A 15,079-nucleotide genomic window follows, 5' to 3' on the forward strand; every position below is an offset into this window, starting at 1 on the left:
TTTATTTTTTATTTTTCGTCCAACACCCCCCCCCCCCCCACCCCCCGTTTGGTGGGGCGCCGGGCCGGGATGCCTTGTCTGGAAGGGAAACTACTGCGCCGCGGGAGGCGGCGTGGCCGGCGGCTGGGCCGGCGGGACCGTGTCCTGCGGGCCGCTGACCGCAGGCGGCGTCTGCTGGGACCGCGAGCTGACGGCCGCGTTCTGGGCGGCGGCGATCGCCTCCTGCACCGCGTTGTCGGCCTCGGCGACCGCGGCGTCCGGCGTACTGGTCAGCTCCTGGGCCGGAGCGGTCTGCTCGACCTCGTGCGGCTCCGGGAACGGGCCTTCGGCCTTCTGCGGGATGCCCGCGATCTGGCCGACCGCGCTGCCCAGACCCTCCATCGCCTTGCCGATCTCGCTGGGGATGATCCACAGCTTGTTCGAGTCGCCCTGGGCGATCGACGGCAGCATCTGCAGGTACTGGTAGGCGAGCAGACCCTGGTCGGGCTTGCCGGCGTGGATCGCGTTGAAGACCGTGGTGATGGCCTGCGCCTCACCCTGCGCCTTCAGGATCCGCGCCTCCCGCTCGGCCTGCGCACGCAGGATCCGGGACTCCCGGTCACCCTGCGCGGTGAGGATCGCCGACTGCTTCTGGCCCTCGGCCGAGAGAACGGCCGACTGCCGCATACCCTCGGCGGTCAGGATCGCCGCGCGCTTGTCCCGGTCGGCGCGCATCTGCTTCTCCATCGAGTCCTGGATCGACGGCGGCGGATCGATCGAGCGGAGCTCGACCCGGTTCACCCGGATGCCCCACTTGCCGGTCGCCTCGTCCAGCACGTACCGGAGCTTCTCGTTGATCTCCTCGCGGCTGGTCAGCGTCTGCTCCAGGTCCATGCCACCGATGATGTTCCGCAGCGTGGTCATGGTCAGCTGCTCGATCGCCTGGATGTAGTTCGAGATCTCGTACGTCGCCCGCACCGGGTCGTTGACCTGGAAGTAGATGACGGAGTCGATCGACACCATCAGGTTGTCCTCGGTGATGACGCCCTGCGGCGGGAACGCGACGACCTGCTCGCGCATGTCGATCGTGTACCGGACCTTGTCGACGAACGGGGTCAGCAGGTTCAGGCCGGGCTGCAGGCCCACCTTGAACTTCCCGAACCGTTCCACGATGCCCACGGTCTGCTGCTGCACGACCCGGACGGACTTGATCAGCGTGACGACCACCAGTAGGGCTACCAGCGCCAGCACGATGAGGAACGCTTCCACGTGACCCTCCACTCCAACGAAACAGGATCGACAGTCTTTCGTACAGACGGGCCACTGCCCAGCCCGGTTCCCTCACGATCCGGAGTCGCTCGGGCCAACTCTCGTCGCGCTCGGTCAGCGCGGCGGGTCGGAGTCCGGCTTGCCGTCGGTCGCCTGCGCGTCGGGCTCGATCTGCTCGTGCCCGTGCTCGTGATGGCCGAGCGGCAGACCGACCGGGTAGACGACCGCGGTCGCGCCGTCGATCTGCATCACCTCGACGCGCGTGCCCGGCGCGATCGTGGTCAGGTCGTCGAACGGCCGCGCGGTCCACAGCTCACCGCCGAGCTTGATCGAGCCCAGGCTGTCCGGGTGGATCTCCTTGACCACCACGCCGGTCTTGCCGATGACGTGCTGGGAGCCGGTCTTCATCTCCACGCCGTGATGGATCTTGCGCACCAGCAACGGGCGGATGGCGCCGAGCATCGCGCCGGCCGCGATCAGGCCGAGGACGATCTGCAGCCAGAGCAGGCCCGGGAACAGCGCCGCGCCACCGGCCGCCACGAGCGCGCCGCCGGCCAGCATCAGCAGGGTGAAGTCGAGTGTGGCCAGCTCCGCCAGACCGAGCACGGCGGCGATCCCGAGCCAGACGGCCCAGAGGTGTTCCTGCAGCCAATCCATCATCTGCCAACCCTATCCGCGAACGGGACCTTCGGCAGGTCCACCAACCGTCGGACGCACCCCGAAGCCCTCAGGATTCCTGAGTACCGTGCTCGTACTCCGACAGTACCGCGCGCCGCGGACAGGCCGGGTCGAACGCGCGTGGGGGTGCTGCCTCAGAAGGCGCGCGCGGTGTACCGGCCGTCGATGTGCTGCAGGGTCAGGGCCAGGTCGAAGGTCTCGCTGAGGGTCTCGGCGGTCAGTGCCTGCTCGATCGGGCCGGCGCTCACGACCCGGCCCTCCTTCAGCAGCAGCGCGTGCGTGAACCCCGGCGGGATCTCCTCGACGTGGTGCGTCACCAGCACCATCGCGGGCGCCCCCTCGGCCGTCGCGATCGAGCTCAGCGACCGGACCAGCTGTTCGCGACCCGTGAGGTCGAGCCCCGCCGCCGGCTCGTCGAGCAGCATCAGCTCCGGGTCCGTCATCAGCGCGCGGGCGATCTGCACCCGCTTGCGCTCTCCCTCGGACAGCGTCCCGAAGGTGCGGTCGGACAGGTGCCCGATCCCCAGCTCGGTCAGCAGTTCCTTGGCCCGCTGGTGGTCGACCTCGTCGTACTCCTCGCGCCATCGCCCGACCACGGCGTACGACGCGGAGACGACGACGTCCGACACCCGCTCGGCCCGCGGCAGCTTGTCGGCGAGCGCCGCGCTGGTCAGTCCGATCCGGGGCCGCAGCTCGAACACGTCGACTGTCCCGACGACCTCGCCGAGCAGCCCGACGATGCCGGACGACGGATGCATCTGCGCGGCCAGCACCTGCAGCAGCGTGGTCTTTCCGGCGCCGTTCGGCCCGATCACCACCCAGCGGTCGGCCTCGTCCACGGTCCAGTCGACGCCGTCCAGCAACCGCGACTCGCCCCGCACCACCGAGATCCCCGCCAGCTCCACCACTGCAGTCATGAGGCAAAACCTACGGGGTGCCCGGTCGGGGTCGGCGAGGACCCTGCTGTCTGGTGCTGGGTGGGGGTGAAGTGTCGGGTGGGTGGGTGGCGGTGGGAGACTTCTGGGCGTGCTGACCACTGCCGCCTCGGTGCGTTTCACCGTGTGGACGAACGCGATGCTCGCCGGAACCTGCGACCCCGACACCGCCGCGCACCGGATCCTCGGCGCCGACGTCGGGCACCACGTCGCCGGACTCGCAGCGCATCCGGAGCCCGCGACGTTGCCGGTGGCGCTCAATCTGCTCCGCGCCGCGGGAGCGCGCGAGGCCTACCTCGCGCTGCCCGTTCCCGGCGATCCGATCGGGCTCGCCGGGCCGCCGGCGTTCAACGAGACCGCGCTGGAAGCCGGCGAGGCCGTCGTGCTCTCCGGTGCGGGGATCGGCCTGGTCCCGGCGTACGTCGGGCCCGCGGTGCAGTGGTCGGTGCTGCCCGCGCAGGCTCCCCCGCCGGCCGATCTCGGCGAGGCCGACCGCGGGCTGCGCGCGGCGCTGATCGAGGCTGCCGAGTCGCTGGCCGCGCTCGACATCGCGCGCTGGAAGCCGGAGATCGCGGACGCGCTGATCGACATCCGCAAGATCGGCCAGGGCAAGGGCGACGACCTCGCTCCCGGGTACGACGCCCGTGCGGTGAAGGCGGCCGCGACCGCCCGGCGCTGCCTGGCGATCGCCGACGCCGCTTTGGAGGACGACGGAGCCGCAGTCACCGGAGCTGAAGCAGACGCGCGGCGTCGCGCACTCACCGAGCTGGCTGCTTCCGCACGACGTGCGCTGGTCGCCGCCTGCGGACCGTTCGCCGAGCAGTAGACCGCCCGCGCGGCAGCAGTCAGAACGTCGCGATCGGGTTGACCGGGCTGCCCGACGTACCGGCGAAGCGGACCGGTGCGACGGCGAGCTGGAAGTCCCACTGGCCGAGCTCGGCCGCCGTCTCCGCGCAGGCTTCGAGGTCGCAGTTGTCGAGCAGCCACAGGCCCATCGCGACCAGGCTGACCGCATGCACCGGCATCAGGATGTTGTCGTACCCGGACGGCTGAACGTCCTGCGGGGTGTCGGCGCCGATCAGCGCGACGCCGCGCTCGTGCAGCCACGGCAGGCACGACGCGTGCCAGCCGGCCTGGACGATGCTCGGCACGGGCCCGGCCTCGTGCCGCGCACGGCCGTACCCGGTCCGCAGAAGGACAGCGTCGCCGGGTTGCACCTGAACGCCCTGACGACGCTCGGCCTCCTCGAGATCCTCCGGGAACACGCCCTCCCCCGGCTCCAGCCACGGCACGTCGCGGACCTTCGCGACATCCAGCAGAACGCCCCGCGTGACGATCCCGTCGGCCGCGGCCGTCACCGCGGACCACGCCGACCCGCTCTCGGCGCTGACCAACTCGTGCGACCGGCCGTTGTACATCCGCCCGTCCCAGAACAGATGGCACGGCGAGTCGATGTGCGTGATCGTGTTGCCGTGGAAGAAGATCCCGAGGCGCTCGTTGGAGAAGCCCCAGCGCCGGTCGTTGTGGAACAGGGCCGGCATGTTCTCGGCGCCCGGCATCTCGGCCGCGCACGGGCACGACGTCGTCGCCCGCTCCAGCTCCGCCGGTACGGCGACCTCCCACCCGCACGACACGCTCCGCCCGTACCGCACCGCCCGAGCCGCCGCCAGCCGGACGTCGTCGGTGATCAGGTTCAGCGTGCCGCGCTCGTCGTCGTCACCCCAGCGTCCCCAGTTCGACAACGTGTCGAAGTACCCGAGGACGTCGTCCTGCGTGGGCAGCGGTCGTTCTGGCATCGTCACAGCACCTCCGGTCGTGCGGGTCGGCCCGCCGACAGTACCGCCGGACCGGCCGACCGCGGCGGCACCGGAATGTGGACCGGGCGTCCACGTGGTGGCGCGGCTCGGATAGGTTTCTGTTGCGATGACAGCACAGCCTGAGCACGAGACGCCCCCGCTGGACCGACCGACCCTGCTGGTCACGCTGACCGGTGCCGACCGTCCCGGGCTGACGTCGGCGGTGCTGTCGACGATCGCGACCCGCGGGCTCGAGGTGATCGACGCCGAGCAGGTCGTGCTGCGCGGGCGGCTGGTGCTCGGCGTACTGCTGTCGGCGCCGCGCGACCACAAGCAGCTGAAGAAGGAGCTCAAGGAGCTCGCCGAGCAGCTCGACGTCGAGATCGACGTCAAGAAGGGTGTCGGCGACAACGAACCGCGCCGCAAGGGGCGGACCCAGGTGACCGTGATCGGGGCGCCGCTGACCTCGCAGGGCTTCGCGGCGATCGCCGGCCGGATCGCCGACACCGGCGCGAACATCGACCGGATCAGCCGGATGGCGCGGTACCCGGTGACCGCCGTCGAGATCGCGGTCTCCGGTGCCAACACCGACGCGCTGCGCACTGTGCTCGCGCTGGAAGGTGTCCGGCAGGGCCTCGACGTCGCCGTCCAGGCCGGTGGGCTGTACCGGCGGGCGAAGCGGCTGATCGTGATGGACGTCGACTCGACCCTGATCCAGGGCGAGGTGATCGAGATGCTCGCCGCGCACGCCGGGCGCGAGGCGGAGGTCGCCGAGGTCACCGAGCGGGCGATGCGCGGCGAGCTGGAGTTCGCCGAGTCGCTGCACCACCGGGTCGCGGCGCTCGAGGGGCTGCCGGCCTCGACGCTGGACGACGTGTACGCCGCCATCCAGCTCGCGCCGGGCGCGCGGACGCTGGTCCGGACGCTGAAGCGGCTCGGGTACCAGTTCGCGATCGTGAGCGGCGGGTTCAGCCAGATCACCGACAAGATCGCGGCCGACCTCGGCATCGACTACTCGGCGGCCAACGAGCTGGAGATCGTCGACGGCAAGCTCACCGGCAAGGTGATCGGCCAGGTCGTCGACCGGCCGGGCAAGGCCGTCGCACTGCGCCGGTTCGCGGAGTCGTCGCGGACGCCGCTGTCGCAGACCGTCGCGATCGGCGACGGCGCCAACGACCTCGACATGCTCGCGGCCGCCGGCCTCGGCGTCGCGTTCAACGCCAAGCCGGTCGTCCGCGCGGCCGCCGACACACACCTGAGCGTGCCGTACCTCGACACGATCCTCTACCTGCTCGGCATCTCCCGCGAGGAAGTCGAAGCCGCCGACAACCTCAGCTGAGGTCGAGCTTCCCGGTCTTCGCCGCGGGCGGCGCGACGATCGGGAGCTTCCCGCCGAAGTGCGTGAACGTCGCCTGCACGGCGGTGTTGCCGTCCTTGGTGTCGGCCAGCACGTAGTTCATCTGCCGCGGCCGGTTCAGCTCGTCGACGAGGATCGACAGACTCAGCTGCGCCGGGAGCGTCTTGGCGTCCGTCCGGTCGACGTACACGCCGAACGCACCGGCCGCTGCGGCCTTCTTCACGTCGATGACGAGCTGGTACTCGCGCGCCGGCGACCCACCCACCGGCTGCACCGGCCCGGGCTTGAACGACGTCGCGTACGCCGTACCGCCGATCAACTGATGGAACATGGCGTCATTCAAGTCCTGCACGACGATCAGCGCCGCGGCCAGCACCTCGGGGTCCTTCTTGGTCAGATCGAGCTTCACCCACGGCTTCGTCGGGTTGCCGGTCAGCTCGTCGTTCTCCATGTAGAGCACCTTGCCGATCCGCCGCACCGGCAGCCCGTCCTCCACGGTCACCGCCGCGTCGGTCGCCGACCCGACGAGCCGCACGTCGGCTGTCGCCGTCCAGACCGTGCCCTCCGGGCCACCGTTCAGGACCGCCGACATACGGAACGTGCCCGCCTTCTTCAACGCCGCCAGCACCTTCGGCGCGAACGTCTCCTTGGTCAGCTCGGCCACCACAGGCGTCGGCGTGGGCGTCGGCGTCGCCGCGACCGGCGCGGCCGCGGGCGTCTCCTTCTCCGCCGCACAACCGACCGGTACGACGAGCAGCGCGAGCACGAGCGCGCGGGACAGCAGGCGGTTCACTTCAGGGCTCCGATCTCCGCGGCCGCCGGTGAGTTCGGCGGTGCACAGGAGATGGTGACACGACAACCATCCGGGGACCTACTCCGGTGGTTGCAACAAGCTGCAACCGGTCAGGTGGTCGGTGGGGTGGCGATGCGGGACGGTGACGGTGGGGTGAGGGTGAGCTTCTGGCCGAAGCGGCTGAAGGTCGCGAGGACCTGGGAGCGGCCCTGGGTGAAGCGGAGCTGGACCGGGAGGCAGTGGGCGTCGACGGCGATCCGCAGGGTCATTGCTTCGGGCAACGACGGGAGGTCGGCGGTGGTCAGGTAGTCGCCGAGGGCGTCGGCGGCGGTCGCGCGGGCCAGGTCGATGGTGACGACGTACTCCTGGGCCGGGGCGCCGTTGACGGTGATCCGGTCGGCGCGCTGGAAGGTCGTCGCGTGGGCGGCGCCGCCGATCAGGGCGTGCACCTGGGCGGCGCGGGCGAGCCGGTCGGCGGAGCGGGACGACTCGCCGCCAGGCGCCAACTCGGACCACGGGCGGGACCTGTCGCCGGTGAGCTCGGCGTCCTTCAGGTACAGGGTGCTGCCGAGCTTCACGACCTTGCGGCCGCCGCCGGTCGCGATCAGGCCGGCGTGGTCGCCCTTGATCCGCAGGTCGGCGGTGACGACGGCGTCGGCCTTGCCGGGTGTCGTCGTGCGGCTGACGACCCGGAAGGTGTTCTTCTCGGCCAGCCGGGTCAGCAGCTCCGAGGAAAGGTTCGCGGGCGAGAGCTGGTCGTCCCCCGGCGCCTTCGGCGTCGGCGTACCGGACGAACGGCCGGACGTGGTGTCGGCCGACGACGGGCTCTCGGTCACCGCCGACCCCGCCGTCGACGTCGCGCCGCAAGCGACCACGGCCAGCGTGGCGACCAAGGCTGCGGCGACGGCTCCGAGACCGGCTCTCGCGATGCGCACTGCGATTCTCCTCGTTGCGGGGATCGCGTGTTCAGCCCGACCCGGTTCGGGTCACATCGTGACAGATCCCGCGGTCCCCGGGAACACTGTGTGACCTAGCACAACCTGCCAATCCGTTTGCGAACGCCGTACGACGGCAGGCAGGATCGCGCGCATGTCTCCCCGCGTCGATCTCCCCGGCCCCTTCAGCGCCCGCCCCGCGACGACGGCCGACGTCGCGGCGCTGCACGAGCTGGTGGGCACGGTCGAGCGCGCGACGAGCGGTGGCGCCGAGACTGGCGCGGACCGGATCGAGGCGACGCTGACCCGGCCGGGTCTGGACGCGACCGCCGACAGCCTGATCGTGCACGCGGCCGACGGACGCGTCGCCGCGTGGGCGTGGATCAATCGCGGCCGGCACGCGCACATCGACGTCGCACCGGCGTACCAGGGGCTGGGGATCGGGAGTGCGCTGCTCGACTGGGTGGAAGCGCGGGCCGCCGAGGTCGGCACGGACTGGGTCGCGCAGACCGTCGATGACCAGGACCTGGCCGGCACCGCGCTGCTGCGATCGCGCGGCTACGAGGTGCTCGCGACGAACTGGATGCTCGAGATGCCGACGACCGGCCTCGACGTGAAGATCCCGGACGGTGTCACGATCCGCCCGTTCCGGACCGGCGACGAGCACGCGGCGTACCAGCTGATCGAGGACGCGTTCGACGACTGGCAGCCGCGGCGCAAGGAGTACGACGAGTGGGCGCGGATGAGTATCGAGCGGTCGAGCTTCGCGCCGGCGCTGTCCCCCGTCGCCGTCGCCGGTGACGAGCTGGTCGGCGCGGTGCTCAGCCTCGACCCGCCGGAGTCCGGCAGTGACGGGTACGTCGAGCAGGTCGCGGTCCGGAAGGACCAGCGCGGCCGCGGCGTCGCGAAGGCGCTGCTGGCCACCGCCGCCGAGGCGATGCACGGCCGGGGGCGCACGAAGCTGACCCTGTGGACGCACTCCGGCACCGGCGCGCTGGCGATGTACGAGCGGCTCGGGATGACCGTGCGGCGCAGTACGACGGTGCTGCGCGGCCGGGTCTGACCCGCACCAGATCGTGACGAGGTGTTGACTCGCGGCGATGAGAGCGCTCCCATAGGCGTAACCCACCCAGGGAGGTCACCATGCGTTCCCGCCCGAACGTCCCGTCCCGCCCTCGCCTCCGGACCCTGCTCAGCGCGCTCGTCGTCCCGGTGCTGGTCGCCGTACCGCTGACGATCGCCGCCCAGGCCAGCGTCCCGCCGCCCGCGAACGGCTGGACCACGGTCTGGTCCGACGACTTCGACGGCCCGAGCGGCAGCCTGCCGTCGAGCACGAACTGGATCGTCGACACCGGCCACGGCTACCCCGGCGGCCCCGGCAACTGGGGTACCGGCGAGATCCAGAACTACACCAGCTCCCCCGACAACCTGTCCCTCGACGGCGCCGGCAACCTGCGGATCACCCCGCGCCGCGACGGTGCCGGCAACTGGACGTCGGCCCGGATCGAGACCCAGCGCGCGAACTTCAAACCGCCCGCGGGTGGCGTCCTGGCGATCGAAGGGCGCATCCAGATGCCGAACGTCACCGGCAACGCGGCGCTCGGCTACTGGCCGGCGTTCTGGGCGCTCGGTTCGCCGTACCGGGGCAACTACTGGAACTGGCCGGGCATCGGCGAGTTCGACATCATGGAGAACGTCAACGGGATCAACTCGGTCTGGGCCGTGCTGCACTGCGGCGTGAACCCGGGCGGCCCGTGCAACGAGACGACCGGCCTCGGCGCCAGCCGCGCCTGCCCGGGCTCCAGCTGCCAGTCGGCGTTCCACACGTACAGGTTCGAGTGGGACACCAGTACGACGCCGAACGCGTTCCGCTGGTACGTCGACGGGCAGCAGTTCCACTCGGTCACCCAGGCTCAGCTTCCGGCCGACACCTGGGCCAGCATGACGTCGCACGCGGGCTACTTCATCCTGCTGAACGTAGCGATGGGCGGGGCGTTCCCCGACGCGTTGAACGGACCGACGCCGCGCGCCGAGACGGTGCCGGGACACCCGATGGTCGTCGACTACGTAGCGGTCTCCACCAAGGGTGGCGGCACCACTCCCCCGACCACGCCGCCTCCTGGTGGTAGCGGCGCGTACGGGACGTTGCAGGCCGAGGCGTTCGGCCAGCAAGGAGGTGTGGCGACCGAGACGACCAGTGACACCGGCGGCGGCCAGAACCTCAGCCAGCTCGGCAACGGCGACTGGGCTCGCTACAGCGCCATCGACTTCGGCAGTACGCCGGCCAGGCAGTTCGTCGCCCGGGTCGCGTCAGGTGCCGGCGGCGGGGTCAGCGGGCTGGTCGAGGTCCGGCTCGACAGCCGGTCGAACGCCCCGATCGGCAGCTTCGCGATCGGCAACACCGGCGGCTGGCAGAGCTGGCGGACCGTGCCGGCCAACATCGCGGCGGTCACCGGCGTACACGACGTGTACCTGACCTTCACGAGCGGCCAGCCGGCGGACTTCGTGAACGTCAACTGGTTCACGTTCGGGCACTGAGCCCGTCGAACACCACGCCGGCGCCTCGGACAGGAAATACCTTGTCCCAGGCGCCGGCTTCTTGTTCGAGGCCCCGACGGTCAGGCGATCTGGTCGGCGGCGGGTGCCGTGATCGTCAACGGGTCGCCGAACTTGCTGAACTTCCCTTCGATCTTCGCGCCCTCGGCCTCGTAGCTGAAGCTGCGCGGCAGCGCGTCCGCGTCGACGGAGATCTCGATCGGCAGCGTCGTCAGCTGCGACTGACCGGCGGTCTCCGGCGTCAGGTAAGTCCCGAAAGCCTTCGCACCGGTCGCTTTCACGACGTCCACGGTCATCTTGTACTTCGTCGTCGCGGCTCCGTCGATCGTGTCCCCCGGCGCGCTGGAGAACTCGGTCGCGTACGGCGCCCCGGCCACCACCAGGTACTGGTCCAGCTGCGGGGACAGCAACTGCAGCATCGCGCCGGCCATCAACGCCGACGTGTCCTTGCCGGCACCTTTCGCCGCTGGGTCGTGCTTCACCCACGGCTTGGCCGGGTTGTTGCTCAGCTGCGCACCCTTGCCGTACAACGTCCCACCGATCCGCACCACCGAGGTCCCCATCGCCGACCCACTCACGTCGGCCCCCTTCCCGTCCAGCCGCACGTCCGTCACGAACGTCCCCGGCCCGTCGGAATCGGTGGTCACCGTCTCCAGGTGAAACGTCTTCTTCCCCTGCAGCGCCGCCTGGACCTTCCCCGAGAACTCGTCCTTCGACAACGCCGGCCCCGCCGACGCGGCGGGCTCGTCCGAGCCCCCACACCCAGCCGCCCCCAGCAGCACCCCGACCAGCACGAACCCAACCATCAGTTTCTTCACCCGCGGAGGATGCCACAGGTCCGTCGCGGCGCGGGCCGTCGCACGCCGTGACCTATTCTTCGGCTATGTCTCAACAGGTGGTGAGCAGCGGGCCGGGTGCTCTCTTCGCGATCGGCGGGGCCGAGGACAAGCTGAAGAAGCGGATGGTGCTGCAGGAGTTCGTCGAGGCGGCCGGTGGGTCGAAGGCGCGGATCGTGGTGGTGCCCACGGCGTCCGCGCTCGGGCCGAACGTGACCGATGTGTACTCCGCGTTGTTCTCCGCGCTGGGGGCGGCGAGTGTGGTGGGGGTCCGGCCGGAGAACCGCGAGGACGCGGACGACCCGGCGTTTATCGAACCCCTCAACGAGGCTACTGGCATCTTCATGACCGGTGGAAACCAGTTGAAGCTGAGCGGCGTGGTGACCGGTACGGCGTTCGGGCGGGCGATCACGGCTGCGCACGGGCGCGGTGCCGCTGTCGGTGGTACGTCGGCGGGCGCCAGCATCCTGGCTGAGCACATGATCGCGTTCGGGCGGTCCGGGGCGACGCCGCGGCAGCGGATGAGTCAGTTGGCCGGCGGGCTCGGACTGGTGCAGGGCGCGATCGTCGACCAGCATTTCGCGCAGCGGAATCGGTACGGGCGCCTGTTGTCGCTGGTGGCGCAGTCGCCGGGGCTGCTAGGGATCGGCGTCGACGAGGACACCGCGGCCGTCGTACGGGGGTCGCACCTGGAGGTTGTCGGCCGCGGTGCGGTGACGATCTTCGACGGGAGTCGGATCACCTCCAACGCGCACTACGCGAAGCGGTCCGAGGCGATCCTCGCCTCGGGCGTCGTCCTGCACGTGCTGCCCGCGACCTCGACGTTCGACCTGCGGGCCCGCGCGCTGCTCTCGTACGGGCCGCAGCCGCCGGCCGAGGAGCTGGCCGAGATCGAGCAGGCCGAGGCGGACCTGCGGAAGCTGGCGCGCGACATCGCGGCCGAGGGCGTCTCCCCGCGGTACTACGCCGAGCAGAAGCGGCGCGCGGGTAAGCGCACAGCCCGGCGGGTGTCGTCGGCGACGGAGTCCAGACCGGAGGCGACCGAGCCTCTGAGCGCGGGCGCCGAACTCAGCCGACCAGACACCGATCCGCAACCAGACAGTGGGACGCAATGACCGAGACCGCCCCCCAGCCGCAGCGCCGCAAGCCCGCCGACCCGCAGGGCACGCCGAGCCCGGACCTGAAGATCATCGAGACCCGGGTCTACCGCGGCCCGAACGTCTGGAGCTACGACCCGGCGATCCACCTGGTCGTCGACCTCGGCTCGCTGGAGCAGTGGCCGTCGGACACCATCGACGGTTTCACCGAGCGCCTGCTCGCCGACCTCCCCCGCCTCGACCAGCACCACTGCTCGCGCGGCCGCCGCGGCGGTTTCATCGAGCGCCTCCAGGAGGGCACCTGGCTCGGGCACATCGCCGAGCACGTCGCCCTGCAGCTGCAGCAGGAGGCCGGCCACGACATGCGGCGCGGCAAGACCCGCCAGGTCAAGGGCATCCCCGGCCGGTACAACATCGTCTACGCGTACGCCGACGAGGCGGTCGGCCTGGCGGCCGGCGAGCTCGCCGTCCGGTTCGTCAACCACCTGGTCCAGCCGGACCCCGACTTCGAGTTCACCACCGAGCTCGAGCGGTTCATCAAGCAGGCCGAGCGGACCGCGTTCGGCCCGTCGACGCAGGCGATCGTGGACGAGGCGACCTCGCGCGACATCCCGTGGATCCGGCTGAACAAGGCGAGCCTGGTGCAGCTCGGCCAAGGCGTGCACGCGAAGCGGATCCGGGCCACGATGACGTCGGAGACCGGGTCGATCGCGGTCGACGTCGCCAGCGACAAGGACCTGACCACGCGGCTGCTGGCCTCGGCCGGCCTGCCGGTCCCCCGCTCGGACTCGGTCCGTACGGTCGAGGACGCGGTCAGCGTCGCGAACAAGATCGGCTACCCGGTCGTCTGCAAGCCGCTCGACGGCAACCACGGCCGCGGCGTCTGCCTGAACCTGGCCGACGCGGACGCGGTCCGCGAGGCGTTCCCGATCGCGGCCGAGCAGTCCCGGCGCGGCTGGGTGATCGTGGAGAACTTCGTCACCGGCCGCGACTACCGCTGCCTGATCATCAACGGCCGGATGGAGGCGATCGCCGAGCGCGTCCCCGCGCACGTGGTCGGCGACGGCGTGCACACGGTCGCCGAGCTGGTCGAGATCACCAACGCCGACCCGCGCCGCGGCGTCGGGCACGAGAAGATCCTGACCCGGATCACGGTCAACGCCGCCGCCCGGGAACTGGTCCGCAGCCAGGGCTTCGAGCTGGACGACGTACCGCCGGAGGACGTCACCGTGAAGCTGACGCTGACCGGCAACATGTCCACCGGTGGGATCTCGATCGACCGCACCTACGAGGCGCACCCGGAGAACGTCGAGATCGCCGAGGAGGCGGCCCGGATGATCGGGCTCGACATCGCCGGGATCGACTTCATCTGCCCCGACATCACCCAGCCGGTCCGCGAGACCGGTGGCGCGATCTGCGAGGTGAACGCGGCCCCGGGTTTCCGGATGCACACCAACCCGACGATCGGCGAGCCGCAGTACATCGCCAAACCGGTCGTCGACATGCTGTTCCCGCCGGGGGCGACCAGCCGGATCCCGATCGTCGCGGTCACCGGCACGAACGGCAAGACGACCACCAGCCGGATGATCAGCCACGTCTTCAAGGGGATGGGCCGCAAGGTCGGGATGACGTCGACCGACGGCATCGTGATCGACGAGCGGCTGGTGATCCGGTCCGACGCGTCCGGCCCGAAGTCGGCCCGGATGGTGCTGCAGAACCCGCGCGTCGACTTCGCGGTCTTCGAGGTCGCCCGCGGCGGGATCCTGCGCGAGGGGCTCGGGTACGAGCGCAACGACGTCGCCGTGGTGCTGAACATCCAGCCCGACCACCTCGGGCTGCGCGGGGTCGACACGCTGGAGCAGCTGGCCGACGTCAAGGCCGTACTGGTCGAAGCCGTACCGCGGACCGGGTTCGCCGTCCTGAACGCCGACGACCCGCTGGTGCGGAAGATGCGCCGCAAGTGCTCGGGCCAGGTCGTCTGGTTCAGCATGGCCGAGGCCGGCAGCGAGGTCCGCGAGTACATCGAGGGGCACTGCCGCCGCGGTGGCCGCGCGGTGGTGCTGGAGCGGTCCGAGCTCGGCGACATGATCATCATGAAGCACGGCCGGCGCTCGATGCAGCTGGCCTGGACCCACTTGCTCCCGGCAACGTTCGGCGGCCGCGCGATGATGAACGTTCAGAACGTGATGGCCGCCGCGGCCGCCGCGTTCGCCGCCGGGGCGCCGCTGCACGACATCCGGCAGGGCCTGCGCACCTTCAGTACGTCGTACTACCTGTCCCCGGGCCGGCTGAACGAGATCGAGGTCGACGGCCGGCACGTGATCGTCGACTACTGCCACAACGCGCCGGCGATGCGGATGCTCGGCGACTTCGTGGACCGGATCGGCGAGAGCCTCGGCGCGTCGTCGGAGCTCGGGCGGCCGTCGCGGATCGGTGTGATCGCGACCGCGGGCGACCGGCGCGACGACGACATGCGCGAGCTCGGTGAGGTCGCGGCGCAGCACTTCGACGTCGTGGTGGTCCGCGAGGACAACCGACTGCGCGGCCGCAAGCGCGGCGAGTCGGCCGAGCTGATCATCGAGGGCGTCCGGGCCGCGATGGCCGACGGTGCCCGGTGCCGCTCGGTCGACCTGGTGCTGGAGGAGCTCGACGCTGTCCGGCACGCGCTCGGCCGGTCCAACCCCGGCGACCTGGTCGTGCTGTGCGTCGACCAGCACCAGTCGGTCCTGGCCGAGCTGGAGTCGGTCTCGCACCTGGCGCAGGCGGGTGCTCGCTCCGGCGACGAGGGCGGCGACCCCGACTTCGTCCGCCCGGACGAGGAGAGTGAGCAAGCCGACGACGAGTGAGG

At 70.8% G+C, this 15,079-nt stretch carries 13 protein-coding genes; 6 read left to right on the top strand and 7 right to left on the bottom strand.

Annotated elements, in window-relative coordinates; genetic code table 11:
- Window positions 1-90: 90 nt before the first annotated feature.
- The 3 genes from AB0M01_RS28985 to AB0M01_RS28995 all read right to left on the bottom strand — a co-directional run bounded on the left by AB0M01_RS28985 (window position 91) and on the right by AB0M01_RS28995 (window position 2,843).
- Window positions 91-1,248 (bottom strand): SPFH domain-containing protein, encoded by a 1,158-nt coding sequence (locus AB0M01_RS28985; RefSeq protein ID WP_363674997.1) that lies wholly within the window; start codon window positions 1,246-1,248, stop codon window positions 91-93.
- A gap of 114 nt (window positions 1,249-1,362) precedes the next feature.
- Window positions 1,363-1,908 carry an NfeD family protein gene (locus tag AB0M01_RS28990; RefSeq protein WP_363674999.1) on the bottom strand — a complete coding sequence of 182 codons (546 nt, stop codon included), beginning with the start codon at window positions 1,906-1,908 and terminating at the stop codon, window positions 1,363-1,365.
- A gap of 152 nt (window positions 1,909-2,060) precedes the next feature.
- Window positions 2,061-2,843: an ABC transporter ATP-binding protein gene (locus tag AB0M01_RS28995; RefSeq protein WP_363675001.1), complete on the bottom strand. Its 783-nt coding sequence runs from the start codon at window positions 2,841-2,843 to the stop codon at window positions 2,061-2,063.
- Between the two features lie 109 nt (window positions 2,844-2,952).
- On the opposite strand from AB0M01_RS28995, the gene AB0M01_RS29000 reads away from it, so the two are divergent.
- Window positions 2,953-3,687: a hypothetical protein gene (locus AB0M01_RS29000; protein ID WP_363675003.1), complete on the top strand. Its 735-nt coding sequence runs from the start codon at window positions 2,953-2,955 to the stop codon at window positions 3,685-3,687.
- A gap of 19 nt (window positions 3,688-3,706) precedes the next feature.
- Here AB0M01_RS29000 and AB0M01_RS29005 read toward each other — a convergent pair whose 3' ends face one another.
- Complete coding sequence (locus tag AB0M01_RS29005) at window positions 3,707-4,657, bottom strand: cyclase family protein (protein WP_363675005.1); 951 nt, start codon at window positions 4,655-4,657, stop codon at window positions 3,707-3,709.
- Between the two features lie 127 nt (window positions 4,658-4,784).
- On the opposite strand from AB0M01_RS29005, the gene serB reads away from it, so the two are divergent.
- A complete protein-coding gene (gene serB, locus AB0M01_RS29010) occupies window positions 4,785-5,996 on the top strand; it encodes a phosphoserine phosphatase SerB (RefSeq protein WP_363675007.1) in 1,212 nt (403 codons plus the stop codon).
- On the opposite strand, the gene AB0M01_RS29015 is transcribed toward serB, so the two are convergent.
- A complete protein-coding gene (locus tag AB0M01_RS29015; protein ID WP_363675009.1) occupies window positions 5,989-6,807 on the bottom strand; it encodes a hypothetical protein in 819 nt (272 codons plus the stop codon). The genes serB and AB0M01_RS29015 overlap by 8 nt on opposite strands.
- A gap of 110 nt (window positions 6,808-6,917) precedes the next feature.
- The gene (locus tag AB0M01_RS29020) at window positions 6,918-7,742 is read right to left on the bottom strand and encodes a hypothetical protein (RefSeq protein WP_363675011.1); all 825 of its coding nucleotides are present in this window, start codon (window positions 7,740-7,742) and stop codon (window positions 6,918-6,920) included.
- Window positions 7,743-7,896: 154 nt separating this feature from the next.
- Here AB0M01_RS29020 and AB0M01_RS29025 point away from each other — a divergent pair, with 154 nt between their 5' ends.
- Window positions 7,897-8,805, top strand: coding sequence for a GNAT family N-acetyltransferase (locus AB0M01_RS29025; protein ID WP_363675013.1), 909 nt, complete (start codon window positions 7,897-7,899; stop codon window positions 8,803-8,805).
- A gap of 80 nt (window positions 8,806-8,885) precedes the next feature.
- Window positions 8,886-10,280, top strand: coding sequence for a glycoside hydrolase family 16 protein (locus tag AB0M01_RS29030; RefSeq protein WP_363675015.1), 1,395 nt, complete (start codon window positions 8,886-8,888; stop codon window positions 10,278-10,280).
- Between the two features lie 80 nt (window positions 10,281-10,360).
- Here AB0M01_RS29030 and AB0M01_RS29035 read toward each other — a convergent pair whose 3' ends face one another.
- Window positions 10,361-11,116 (bottom strand): hypothetical protein, encoded by a 756-nt coding sequence (locus AB0M01_RS29035; protein WP_363675017.1) that lies wholly within the window; start codon window positions 11,114-11,116, stop codon window positions 10,361-10,363.
- A 65-nt stretch (window positions 11,117-11,181) separates the two neighbouring features.
- On the opposite strand from AB0M01_RS29035, the gene AB0M01_RS29040 reads away from it, so the two are divergent.
- Both AB0M01_RS29040 and cphA read left to right on the top strand, forming a co-directional pair.
- The gene (locus AB0M01_RS29040; protein ID WP_363675019.1) at window positions 11,182-12,249 is read left to right on the top strand and encodes a cyanophycinase; all 1,068 of its coding nucleotides are present in this window, start codon (window positions 11,182-11,184) and stop codon (window positions 12,247-12,249) included.
- Window positions 12,246-15,077, top strand: a complete 2,832-nt coding sequence (gene cphA, locus AB0M01_RS29045; protein WP_363675021.1) for a cyanophycin synthetase — start codon at window positions 12,246-12,248, stop codon at window positions 15,075-15,077. The genes AB0M01_RS29040 and cphA overlap by 4 nt, the downstream gene beginning before the upstream one ends.
- Window positions 15,078-15,079 lie beyond the last annotated feature (2 nt).

The organism is Kribbella sp. NPDC051770, assembly GCF_040681455.1.
Classification (GTDB): domain Bacteria; phylum Actinomycetota; class Actinomycetes; order Propionibacteriales; family Kribbellaceae; genus Kribbella.

Excerpts from the sequence above, each read along its gene's own strand:
- AB0M01_RS29040 (WP_363675019.1), top strand. The coding sequence starts at position 11,182 with ATGTCTCAACAGGTGGTGAGCAGCGGGCCGGGTGCTCTCTTCGCGATC.
- AB0M01_RS28990 (WP_363674999.1), bottom strand. The coding sequence starts at position 1,908 with ATGATGGATTGGCTGCAGGAACACCTCTGGGCCGTCTGGCTCGGGATC.
- cphA (WP_363675021.1), top strand. The coding sequence starts at position 12,246 with ATGACCGAGACCGCCCCCCAGCCGCAGCGCCGCAAGCCCGCCGACCCG.
- AB0M01_RS29025 (WP_363675013.1), top strand. The coding sequence starts at position 7,897 with ATGTCTCCCCGCGTCGATCTCCCCGGCCCCTTCAGCGCCCGCCCCGCG.
- AB0M01_RS29030 (WP_363675015.1), top strand. The coding sequence starts at position 8,886 with ATGCGTTCCCGCCCGAACGTCCCGTCCCGCCCTCGCCTCCGGACCCTG.
- AB0M01_RS28995 (WP_363675001.1), bottom strand. The coding sequence starts at position 2,843 with ATGACTGCAGTGGTGGAGCTGGCGGGGATCTCGGTGGTGCGGGGCGAG.
- AB0M01_RS29005 (WP_363675005.1), bottom strand. The coding sequence starts at position 4,657 with ATGCCAGAACGACCGCTGCCCACGCAGGACGACGTCCTCGGGTACTTC.
- serB (WP_363675007.1), top strand. The coding sequence starts at position 4,785 with ATGACAGCACAGCCTGAGCACGAGACGCCCCCGCTGGACCGACCGACC.